The organism is [Flexibacter] sp. ATCC 35208 (assembly GCF_001975825.1).
GTDB lineage: Bacteria > Bacteroidota > Bacteroidia > Chitinophagales > Chitinophagaceae > Chitinophaga.
In genome coordinates, this window is sequence record NZ_MTKN01000066.1 from 19,517 (window position 1) to 32,860 (window position 13,344).

Here is a 13,344-nt window from a genome sequence, read left to right on the forward strand (position 1 = left end):
CTATATTATGATGACGAGTTTACCGCGATATACCTTCGTTCTACGCTGCTCATTTACTTCAAGCACATAAATATACAACCTCTCACTGGAGCCGCTGGTAGATAATAAATGTACGGTAATCGTATCAGAGCCGGTGGTGGTGCCGGTTAAAGTGATTGTAAAACTTCCACCAGGAGAACTTTCGTATGTATTGACATGGTCTGTGATAGCAACATAATAGTCAGCAGCAGATACCGGTAAGCAATAACACGGGTAGCAATGGTTTCATAATAGTGGGGCTTTGGTATATAAAGAATATAGTTATAGTCAGATATGGGGGCGTATGTGCCTGTCTGGTATTAACTAAATTACAATATTATTTTAACTTATCCCCTGTGAAGACTCAAGCGATGACTAGCTACCTGAACTTCACTTCAAATAAATAAGGCCATTGTTTTCCGGTTATCAGAAAATTGCCTCTTGCACTATCATAAGCGATGCCATTCAATACGTCTTCATGAAGGTCTGGCAACTGATCAGGATTGAATACCTTGCCACCATGCGCAAAGATATCCGTCAGGTCAGCTTTCGCAACAACGCGTCCACTTTCCGCATTAATCTTCAAAATATTATTGGTCAGAAACTGGTTGGCATAAATAAACCCATCTACATATTCTAATTCGTTGATGTTATTAACCGGACCGTTCTGATCTGTCACACTAAGGGTCTTTTGCAGCTGTAATGTATTTGGATCCAGGTATTGCAGATTGGAGGTACCGTTACTGGCAATGAGACTTTTGCCGTCGTGCGTCATCGCCCAGCCTTCTCCGGGCCATGGGTATTCTGCGATCTTTTTAAAATCTTTCAGATCGTAAACAAAGATCTTATTACTACGGTAGGTAAGTTGGAATATTTTGTTGTCGAAGATCGCGATGCCTTCTCCAAAAATGGATTTGTCAATATAATGTTCTCTGATTGGCTTACCAGTGGTGAGGTCAATTTGAGCGAACTTGCTAAATCCTTCGCGGCCAGTGCTTTCAAATAGTTCGTTGTTGTGGACTAATAGGCCTTCTGTATAGGAGGTAGTGTCGTGAGGGTATACATTTAGGACGGTGTACTCCATAAATGCGGGTAAAGTTTCTGAAGCGGTGGTATTTTCTGCTTTCGGCTGATTGTTAACACAGGCAGCAAAAAGGAAGGTGATGGATATGGCTAATAATCTATTTTTCATAAATACCAGACTTTAATTACCCTAAAGATATATTGTAATTTCCAAACAAAAAGCCCCCGGATCTTTCGACCTGAGGGCTTAAAGCTTGCGGACTACGCAGGGAAGGTTTCGAACCAGTTTGAAGAAGATTTATCTGAAATCCTGGCCTTTATTGGAGAAATGCATCTGAGCAGTATGCCTGGCATGCTACATCTCCGTTATATATTGAATCTCAAGCATTAAACTTCTCATTCTTAACAGCGGCAATGGTTGTTGTGTAAGGTTAGAGAAAATTGTCAGGTCAAAATATAAAACAGCCTTGTTGGTTCCAGGGTTGTGTGTACTATACCAAAGATTAATACTTCCAGCCCATTCTGTAATCATATCGGCCAGTTTTTTATCGTTTGTAGTGGCCGTTGGATTAACCTGGATACCTTGTATAGGCTGCATCATGACCGGTAGGCTTACATAACCAGTAGCGGCATTCGGTTGATACATATACTGGCAACTCATCAGTATACTGATTGTATCCTGGGAGTTCTCTTCCAGCAGTGTATCAAACAGGTTAGTCAGTTGTGCAGTAAGCGATTCATAATTATGTTGCCCGGCCGGTGCATTAATCGTCGATATATCTATCGGCATATCGCTGTCGGTAGTTGGATGATAAGGATTTGAAAACTGTACCAGCCCTGTCGTGTATTTGAATGGCTCACTGCTCGGTTTATTGGGCACCAGTTCCGCATTCCGGTTAATGCATGCGGTAGTAGAAGCATCCTGTCTTGCCAGGATATTCATTGCCGGAATAACCACTGTTCTGTCTTGTATAACCTGTCCTTCTGCTGCGGATAATACCGTTCCATCTTTTGTATAATAATAACAGTAATCCCCGAAACATTTACCTGTATATGGATTGCTTTCATATCCGTTGATATTAACAACAGGCTGACCAATTCCTGCCGGAGGCAAACCATGCAATGATACAATAAGCGCCTGCACTTCATTGATAGTAGCTATTCCTTCCTGTATGTAGAAGGAATAAGGCAACACCTGCATACTATTAAAAAGTTTATTGTTACCCGGCATCGCCAGCATATTACTTTGAGCTGCAGTGACAACATTCGCTGCCAGAGTCGTGTAAGATATAAGTGCAGTAGACACTGTATCAAGCAATGGGTCGTCGTCAGCAGTGCCGGCAGTTACCTGTGTAAGCTGTGATTCAAGTACTGCAAATACAGACGGTGATACGGTTATAAACTCTGCAAGTTGTGGGAAAGCGTCCTCAATACCCATGAGCATTTTACTGCTGACATCTGCCACATTGAAGTTGATCGTGAACTCCAGTTGATCCTGCGGATAGTGTATCTGTAATGCATATTCAATGTTATAGTTCCAGTTTAGTAACTGGTTAATATTGTCTGCGTCTGGTGGTACAGTAGATTCTCCAGACTGGTTGACCATCGAAGGTGCAGTTGGGAATTCCCGCAATATCATCGGTACCTGTATTTTACCCAAATCTCCGGTAAGAGGGCTGTCGTTCGTGGATAACGGTGTAACGAAACTCAGCCAGGTGGATGCTTCGTATCCTTCAATATTGGGTAGGCTGCTGATCTGGTGTTCAATTGTACTACCTGCAAAACTCAGGTCAAGATCAACATAAGGCAATAATTCATTATCGCTGCCTCTTACCACCTGCGGTGATGAAATCAGGAATGGAATAGGGATGGCTGTGCTGGTTTGCAGGGTAAGTTTGGGAGAAGTAAAAGTAATGGAGTCGCTGTCATTACCTTCATTGATCTCTGACATTACCACTTTCGTAAGGGGCGGCAGAATTATATTTCCAGTCATGTCTGTAAAGCCTGCGCTTATTGTCACCGTTGTACTGCCTGGAATTGCCAACCCGTTAAGTTTAAGGATAACCCTGCGATTATTGTTCGCATCTATACCAGCATTGAACACACTGATTCCTTCGCTTATTGTAAAATTACTACTGGTGCCCGCAGCAGATTCGTTAGGTGGATTTGAGAATACAAGGTATAAAATTGTATTATCTGCACTATCGACCATTACATCTGCAAATTTGAAATTGCGGTTAATGCTGCCGTAAAGACGTGGGGCTATATCGATCGTTGCATCTGCGCTAACATTCGCATGAAACTGTACGGCCGCCTGAGTTGTGTAAGCGTTCGTCAATTTTACCAACAGCTGTTGCTTAAACGCTTCTCTTACTGCATCTGCATTTGGATTTTCATCTCTGAATACTGGCACCATCCAGTTTTTTACAATATCGGCAAGTGCCTTTTTACCCGCCAACAGATCTTTCAGATAAGTTGTTTGCTTTTTATTATCTACCAGTTGAATGGCTGCAGTAAATTCCGGTGACAGTACATTATCGATACTGCTGAAGAACTGATATCCCCACTGATCCATATCAATGCCGGTGAAATCAGCATATACAGATGGAGTGCTAAAGTCTATCCCCGTTTTTTCTGAGTAATAGTAGATAGGAACCTGTTTGCGGGATTCCAGTTTGTTGGAGATAGGGCGAGGTGCGAACATATCCGGATTTGCAGGATCATTGATACTATATGCTATTGGAGTCAGGAGCGTTTTGTCCAGTCCAAGTCGTACTGCCCAGGTTTCTTTATCGTTGCCAGCATTTTGCCGGTCTGTGCCAGTTGCCACGCGCAATGTGTATTTGCCGGTTTCCTGAAGTGCTGTTTCAAAAAGTGCAGCAAAAGTATCAAGGCTATGGGTATCGCCACCCTGGCTATCGGAAAGAGGAGATACTTCCGTTGCCGCCTGAAGGATACCTCCTGTGGTTTCAAGATCACCGGCAGCTGCATTCCTGGTTCGTGTAATAGTGAAGCTAAGGTCAAGACGGAATATCTGTGCCGGGTTCAGATTGGCAGGTACAATTGCAAAGGTCATCGGGTGCGACGCATCTGGAGACTCAACATCTGTAAGTCCCTGTGACCTGTTTTCGAGGAACAGGTAGATAGAGGTAAGCCAGTTTTGTACCAGGTCAGATACCTGCTCCGCAGAGAGTGTATAACCTTGCTGCAGGAGCGTTGTATCTACTGTATATGCAATGCCGTTTGGATCTGTAAGCTGGTACCATAACTGTTTATATACGGCCAGATCTTTGTTCGCCTGTTCTATAACAGTAGATGTTGTTTCTTCAGGCGATTCCGGAAAACTGAACTGTGCAACGCCAGTATACGTTTCCGTCTTATCTGTATTGCTGATATTGTTTATGCTTAATGTCAACAACAGGTTCTCCGGCACGTTATCAACCTGTATTGTCACCGTTTGTTTATCTGACCCGAGGGTGATATGGAGGATGTTTATACCTTGATCCAGGCTGTAATTGGCCGGGTCTATAGAAGATGTTTCTTCAAGAGGTGCTGTAAACCATGCAGTGATGGTAGTTGCATTGGTAACTTTCCCCCACATTAGTCCCTGGTAATAACTGTCGCCAAATGAGAGGTTTAACTGTAACAGAGGCGCTTTATTAATATCTGAAATAACTTCCCATGATGCGGCAACGGACGGCCATTGATTTAACCCGATAAGAGGATCTGTGTATCCTGTAAGTATCGGTACCATATTCAACTGGCTATTGCCGGATGGCTGAGACAGCGTAGTTATAAGCAGGTTGCCATACAGGTCCAGCCATCCATAATCTATCTGCAGCAAACCGCCAAGACCACGATAGGGGCTTTCTGCCTGATCTGGCATATCACCGGAAGTGAGTACAACATTTTTGGCAAAGCGGCTGTAGGGGATGGATTGGGAATAGCTCCAGTTGTCTCCTTCAGCCTGTGATTTAGGATAACTCATCTTATCATTTATATCCTGATCCTCATTTTCTCCTGATGGAGTGGCCGGAAGTCCGAGATTACTGGCATTAAAATAATTGTTATCAGCTATCTGGTAAGAAAGCATGTTATAGGTGTTAAGCAGGAATAGCTCACCATAATTATTCTCTGATGGGTCATCCGGAATCTCTGGTGGTACCGGGCGTTCGGCAGCAATTCCTGCCACTCCCGGTGCTACCGAAGATGAACGGATATCTGGTCCGCCACTAATGATTATCTGTTGGTTATCAGCAAAGAGGCCTGGCACTTCCTGATTTTTTCCGCCCAGTGCTGCGAGATCCTCGCTATAGTAGGAAGCGATGCTTTCGAGTGTAGTACCACCGTTGCTGGCACCGATTGTTATTGTCATTTCCGGCAGGTACAATGCAGTATATAGTGGTAATGGATCTGGCCAGCTTGTCTGTAAAGGATTTGCAGCTTTGATGGCGTCGGCAGTAGTACCGAAATAGGTGGCAATTGCATTCAGGCTTCCACCTGGCGCGCTGCCTTGTGGCCTTACTTCATAAAGCCCTTCATTGACCAGCAGTGTTTTGCCGGCCCTCAATGCAAGGGTTTGATTATCTGCTACTATGTCGGCAACATTGCCATAATACTTATATGCCAGATCGGATAACGTTTGAGTGTCATCAGCAGGAAGGCTGATCGCTAATGGGTTGGCTTCTGCAAACAATACCGCGTGGGTAGTGTCGATTGCTTCTCCGATAGCCAGCACATTCATATAGTTGTTAATGTTATTGCGTAGTAGCTCATCAACCGGTGCGGAATATAATACCAGCAGAGAAATAGTTGCTTCATTTTTATCATTGAAGATCCTGTCCGGCAAACCACTGTTGCTGCCTGAATTGTAATAATACAGGTAGTACCCGCCGCCTCTTGTAATACTTGCCTGCCATAACAAACGAATGAAGTCTGTTGTTTCATTCAGCAATACCATTTCTTCCTGCTGATCTGCTATGGTTAGGAATGACCTGGAAGAGAGACTGTCGGGAAGTGTTTCTGTAGAAAGGTTTACCTGTGCAATTCCCATTGTCAGGCTATTTAATGCGTCTGTCTGTATACCTTCTGTAGTAGTGCCGTTTGAGTCTACACCGTAGGCTAGTGTCAATGTAGCAATCAGGGACTTATCGTTGCCGATGCCACTTACCATTTTCTCGAGTACTTCTACATTGCTGCCGTCAGCTCCCATGATCTCATAAGTAGTAGCTGTATTTGGACTGTCAGTAATAACAGGCACTTTTTTAACGGTGAATGATACCAGTGATCCATACCCATAATAATTTACAGGTGTATTTACCATAGTACGACTCGCTTCATCATAACGTCCTATCTGCATTTTCATTCTGGGATTCACAGATCGGGTCTGTGGGTCAGGTAGTTGCAGCAGTGTGTCTGGTAGCTGCCAAAGACTCAGTGCCGGCACTCCTCCTGCATCTCCGCCATAGGGCATTGTGAAGGCAGAAGCACTACTCCAGTTGATCACTGATGTGAACGGATAGGTTGCCTCTTTTGTGATAAAGGCATCCTGTGCTCCTAAAAGCGACAGATTGATATCAAGAACGTTAGTTGTTGCATATCCTTTTACAGCATTTATCTGCCGGGCTTCGAACGAATCGGGCACCAATGACCACACTAATTTGTCCGGATTGCTGCCGGCAAATGTCAGCCAGCCAGGCATCGATGTGCGGGATAATGTAATATCGAACTTCTCTGTGGAAAGATTGGGTAACTGGAACTGTTGTCCGGTTAATGCATACAAGCCTGCATACGACGGTAGTGATAATGTACCACCGTTGTCCACCACCCACATGCCCTTATATGCCGGGGTAATTCCTTCTGTAGGAAGACGCAGCCCTGCCATATAATAGCGTGACGTCATACCTGATAAATGCTGCAGACCATTTGTGGCCTGTATTTCACTAATCAATTCCCCTACCTGGAATTGCTGGAGGTTTGCGATGTTAATATACTCTCCTGCCTTATCAAAGAGGTCTGCCACATTTGCATTTTCAATTGGTGCAGCCAATTGCTCCTGTGTAATATTGTATTTGGCAGCAATCGTTTTCAACGTATCTCCGCTTGCAACAATGCTATTGAACGACGGAATCTTAAAAGTGGCAACTGGCAGCAATAGTCCGGCGAGACCGGTAATGTTACCATTATTTATTAGCTCATTTACAGGTACACCTATACTCTGAGCTACGTCATTCAGTGATTGACCTGCCAGCGTTTTATAAGGATCTTTACCGGGATAACTGATTGTAATACCTGCAGATAAAGTATTGGTAGTATCTTGGTTGGCCGTTGCCAGATCAGTTCCTGTAAAACCACTGTAGAATATAGACTGTGCTGCAATGCTGTCAAATGTATCTGATGCCTGTGCCACATAAGTGCTACCTGTGATCCGCAGATTTTTTCCTGTACTCAGGGGGGCTGAAACATTGTCTGTAAATAAATCTTCAACCGAATACAGATTTGTGCCTGCTTTAACATTTACCCAATTGACAATGTCATTTACAGTTTGGTTATCCTGCAGGTAGTATTTATAGTCTTTCAGTGATTCCCTTGCTGATTGTAACATTTGCCTGCATATAAGCAGGAAATAATCGCTATAGATGAAATTAGCCATAGATTGGCCATCTTTGTCGTCCAGTTTAATCATCTGCCGGTAGTCAGACTGGTCATCTTGTTCTACCTGTACTGACAGTTCGTTAAAGTATGCTCTCAGGTATTCTGTGTATGCACTTGAGGTACTGTTATAGTCTTCAAAATTGTACGAAACACCTTTATAATCGGTACCATAATCAGGCAGTGTAAGGATCATTTCGGGTGGAACTGGAAAATATGTAGCATCAACTTCTCCTGATGTAGGTGCGTTTACTGTAACGGTAAACTGGTTATTCATAAATGTACTGACATCAGCGGCAGTAATCGGAGTTGGATTTGCAGTGTCGCTCAGAAAGTCAAGCAATGCTGCCAGTTGCAAATCAGTTACAATTATATTATCCACTTCTGCGCTGGTCATTGGAACAGGTTGTATGGCTGCAATAGCCCAACGCAATACCTGTTTGCCCAATAGCTCGAAAGAAGTATCAAGGCCTGCGCCATAAGCCTTCTGCAGGCCATTTGCTTTATCATCCTGCGGTGGTGGTACCGATTCGATAAAGAGCATAGCGATATAACAAGCCAATTGCTGACTCACATCTGTTGCGTTATCTCCTGCCATAGTAAGACCGAATCCAACATATGCAGTGAGAGGAACCGGGGATACTGCCTTCTGCAGGTTGGACCATACCGGGCTTGTGGCAGTTCGGGCGGCCATCAGCTCTTTCTGATCATAGTAAAATCTCCGTCTTCTCCTTTGCAGTACGGGGGCACCTGCAGTGAACAATTGTACCTGTTCTGTAGTTGTCCAAGGAGGAGTACCACCAATAGCTTTGATAGTGATACCTTCCTGTATTCTTGCAGAGAAGCTGAAGCTGATCTTTATTTTAAAAATTCCAAGATTAATAGTGATACGGAGTGATACGCTTACAGATGCAATTATGGATAGTTCTATTGGTTCATATGGTGCGAAGGTGATCTGGACCAGTAACCTGATATCTATATTCACATCAGCTTTTACGATAGCAAAATCTACGCTGCCATACAGTTTACCAATAATCCCTACAGTACCCCTGAACCAGAAGTAATAAGAAGTTTCCAGTTGTGTATTGTTGCCACTGCCATCAGTGATCTGATAGGGATTCCATTTTGCAAGAATTCCTTCGAGTATGGCTACTGCGGTAAGACTGAATCCGGCTTTGAGTATACCTGCATCAAAAGAATAGCCGAAACCAAACTGTATTCCAAAACCAAATACCAGTACTGGGTTGAATGTACCATTGGTGGCAGCTGGTACCCGGTTGGTAGTGGCGCTGGACAACTTGCCGAAATAAACGCCGGCAGATCCCATTACGGGAATGGGGATGCCAACGGGTGTCCAGATGAGTGTCTGGAAAGTAAAAGAACGGGAAAAATCTTCTTTCCAGGGAAACCCGATATCTACCTGGAAATCCCCGTTGGTAAATACTGAGATTCCGAATACCGGGAGTGTTATATTAAACTGCCCCATATTTATTTTGCGCATCACATCCGGCAATACTATTTCTGCCTGGTATACGCCTACACTGTCACTAATTTTTTTATACATGATCTGGAAGTCGAGACCTTTGAATATTTTTGCAGGTTCACCTTCCAGGGCAATACGTAATGCATAGAGGTAGGGATCATTAAATACTATTTGCATGGTGATAAAATATTGTGCAGCAGCGGCTGTTGAAGCAGCCAATGCTACTGCATTTGATTTATCTCCACCCAACTGCAGCAGTCCAAAGTCCATGCCTGTTAGCCAGGAGCTGTTGGCATCAAAATGTATAGCGGGTATTTCTCCCGGTTCTGTATCCGGCAGATTGGACATGCAGGCAATCGCAGCCTGTACATTGTCCGCGGTTTTAAAGCAATCGAGTGTTACATGTTGTCCTAATGCCAGCATCCGTAAGTCCAGGTACTTGTTTCCCTGTCCGGGAGGTGCTGGTGTAGTTTCAGGTTTAGCGGCATTCCATGATGGAATATCTCCCCAGGCAGCAGATACATCTAATGTAACAATTACTCCATTGTTATCAGGATTTGCATCTTTACTATTGTAGGAAACTTTGATACCATTGATGGTAACGAAGCCCAGATTGATTGGTCCTATTCCTACGTTAAAGCTTACTTTATTATCGGTAAAATCATATTCCAGTGAAAGATTATTCAGGGGAATACTATTCAGCACATTCCATGGGGCAGCCAATCCAAAACTGTTACCGGTGGCCCAGGATACCATTAATTCCACCAGGCTTCCTATTGTAGTAGTATCATTAAACCTGAGTGTGGCGATCTGGTGTATTTTTCCATCTATATTCTTATCTTCCACTTCCCCGGTCAGCATTCCCCAGATAATACCGTATGCCTGGTAGCCAGGATTAAAATTGTAGAATGCGGTAATGTTGATATTATTCCAGCTGATCTTTGCCGAGATAGCGCCGTAATAACCGGCGGTTGCTGTCTCTTCTTTTTTCCCGTACCCGATCAGTGCAGTACCGGCAATTGTAAAAGTTGGGCCAAGGAAGGGAATTGCCCATGGCGCTGCAGTTTTGGCACCAAATTCCCAGTAAGAGGTCGCTGTATTTATAGTAAATGAAAGTCCGTCTATACCATAATTATATCCTTCCGGTGGAGCCCAGCCGGTGCCGATGTAATATGAAAGCATATCACCGATCTTCACTTCCCCGGATGTTTGTTTGCTGGCAAATGTCCACCCCTTACCAGTGGCATACATTGCACTGAGTTGCATTATAATCTTCGACGAATCTGGTAACACAGTTATCTGGCCCCCAATAAATACTGTGTTGATGGAATTATTACTATTGACATTAAAGCTAAGATTATCAATACTGAATATATCGGCCACAACAAGTGGTTTGTCTGGCTCCAGTATAGCATCTATCGCGTAATACTTCTGGCTGGGAGCATAATTGTAATTAAATGCAGTAACAGAAGTGGACAAATCCAGCTCTCCACCAAATAATGCCAGCAGGTCACTGAGTTCGATAGTACCGTCTGTAAGGCCTCCATACAGTGAAAAATCGGGATATCCGCCTACCATTGTAATGGTACCTTTACCAATAGTAAATTCGCCTGTAACAAGAAAGTTAGTAGTACGGTTGCTGACATCAGCGACATTGTATACGCTGATAGCTACAGTAGGTGTAATGGTAAACAGTGGATTTTGGGAAATAGTCCATGGACTGTTTGTCGTCATTTCGAACGACATATAATCGAAACTGAAAGCAGCTGAATTATACATCAACTGAACTTCTTTGAGCCCGAAACCTGCCAGCTGGCTGAGCGGCGCAGGTAGTACCTGTACTAGATTTATACCTCCTGCTGCCTGGAAGATGGTTGCAATACCGGGATAATTACCGTCAAATGCAGCAGAAAGCAACCAGGAGTTGTCACCTACCGGATATTCAATCAGCAGGCTCACACTTGTGCCATAACTTTCTATAGTACCGAGTATTCCGCCCTGCACCGGGAAACCACCTTCATTTACCTTCATAGTGAAGCCCGGGTTACTGAATAGTATCCATGGAATATTTTCAATTGTCCATACCTGGTCTGCCGTTGCTGTGACTTGTGTGATTACCGGCCCGGACTCCGCTGTATAAACCAGTTCTATCGTCATTTTTATATTGAGGAAAGACAATGTTGTAGCTCCGGAAACAGTTACTTTCGTAATGTTGCCGTTCCCGTCTTTTTCAGCAACAATATTTTCTTCAGGTACTGCAATAGAAAAAATATTACCTGTTACTTTTGCAAAGAAGTCGCTGAAGTAAGTGGCCGGAAGTGCGCTCAACAGGTTGATAGTACCATCAGACCATGCTGCAACAAGCTGATCGTAAACTTCCTGTAGTGTAAGCGGGTCAGCAACTTCATAGAGGTCACTATCTGTAGTTCCATTATCTCCTGATATCGGGAAATGTTCTTTAAGTAGTTCACGTCTATGGTGTACGTTAAGTGATCCGGAGGCATCGGCAGCAATACCCTCGCGCGCTGCATACAGGCTACTTTCTTTGTTAACCAGTATCAGGGTATCTACGCCGACCATTCCCAGCATTAGTTTGTCGTGTATGTCTTTCTGATAATAGTTGCCCAGGTTGGTAAAATATTTATGAAGATCAGATGATATGTTGATTGATTGGAGTGTGGAAGTTGTAATAACATTGAGGGTATTTGTATAAACGACGGGGGCACTTGGTGCACTTTTCTTCAGGAATGGATGAAAAGAAAGGTCTCTTATAGCGGCCACCCATTCTTGACATTGTTGTGTAATTGCTGAATAATTACTTGCGGCGAGTGTGGATGGATAATTAATGGCAGCATTAGTTCCTTTTTTAGGTACCTGCATAAATGGTTTACCCAGGCTGATCATCATGCTGGAAGTTCCCTGACCTTCGAATATACCTGGCAGGTTAGAATTACCGTAGAAATAATTGTAGATGTCCTGAGGTACGGAACCGATGGAAATAACAAAGATTTTTTTATTGGTCGCAGTTGTCAAAGCGTCAGTTATCTGATCAGCTATGTCAACATACGCAGAATCGACATAGCTTTTCATTATCACCAGTTCGTAATGATTATCTATAGCAGGTGTAAGGTACAGTGTAAGTTGGTTGATTAGTGCGTTGAGGTTAGCAGGAGCATATGCCTGCATAAAATCGTCGGGAGGCATATAGGTGGCAGATATCTTATTTTTCAGATTAGTTAATGCTTTGATACTATTGTTAATATCTGTACGAAGGGCATCCAGGAACTGAAATATGTCAGAATCGGGTCTTGCCGGATCACTGAAATGAAGAATTACCAGTGGTTTATGGAGTTCTTGTATGATATTGAATGCAGACAACACAAGGTTAAGACTCATCTCTCCTGCATCTGCATTAAACTGGTGTAGCCCGTAAACCGGCCATAGGCTCATTTCGGATGGAGCAGCTGAATAGGCATTGTATACGGCCTGTACATTTTTGGTACGTATAGATAATGCGCTGTTGAATTTTTGCTGAATATACCATTCCCATACCCCTGATGATACGGTAGCCAGGGAAGATGCCGTGAATTTATAAGCGAGACTATTGAACTGTAAGGATTGCCTGGATAGGTTGAAGGTATCGGGGTTACCGGTTTTTTGCACTGCACTTGTTACCTTATTATTATTAATTATCTCCCACAGGTAGGGTTCAAGCCGCAGGAAATACTCAACCACCAGCTTTTCTGCGAAATTAGTACTCATACTATCAGCTCCTCCTGTAAAACCAAACTTCACTTTTGTGGCTACTATTGTATCGGAGAATGGCTTAAAAGTGATGTTTGTGCAGGTTCCATAAGTGACTTTAGTTGTATTAATAATCAGAGGATCCAGACCGGGCAATAAAATGGCAATTTTTTGAGCAGTTACTTCACCACCGTCGTAATAGACCACAATCTGGCCAGCGTATGATGTGGTGTTAATGATACGCTTCATGATATTGACAGTAGTGGCCTGATGTCCGTAGTTGAGCGAGCCATCTACGTAAAATCGTAGCTCCTGCTCTTTGCTTATTAAATCAATCATTTCTGCGATTGAAATACCGGTATACTTGTCGCGTATATCTGTAGCCTGAGTGAAGAGTGCTACTAAATCCTGGAATAAGCTCATGG

2 protein-coding genes are annotated in these 13,344 nt (G+C 43.5%); both read right to left on the bottom strand.

The window, feature by feature from the left end:
• Positions 1-397: 397 nt before the first annotated feature.
• Positions 398-1,210, bottom strand: coding sequence for a glutaminyl-peptide cyclotransferase (locus BW716_RS28925; protein ID WP_083729551.1), 813 nt, complete (start codon positions 1,208-1,210; stop codon positions 398-400).
• Between the two features lie 186 nt (positions 1,211-1,396).
• Positions 1,397-13,342: a LysM peptidoglycan-binding domain-containing protein gene (locus tag BW716_RS28930; protein WP_083729552.1), complete on the bottom strand. Its 11,946-nt coding sequence runs from the start codon at positions 13,340-13,342 to the stop codon at positions 1,397-1,399.
• Positions 13,343-13,344 lie beyond the last annotated feature (2 nt).

Bases quoted from the DNA above. Each gene is read 5' to 3' on its own strand.
- BW716_RS28925 (WP_083729551.1), bottom strand. From the start codon at position 1,210: ATGAAAAATAGATTATTAGCCATATCCATCACCTTCCTTTTTGCTGCC.
- BW716_RS28930 (WP_083729552.1), bottom strand. From the start codon at position 13,342: ATGAGCTTATTCCAGGATTTAGTAGCACTCTTCACTCAGGCTACAGAT.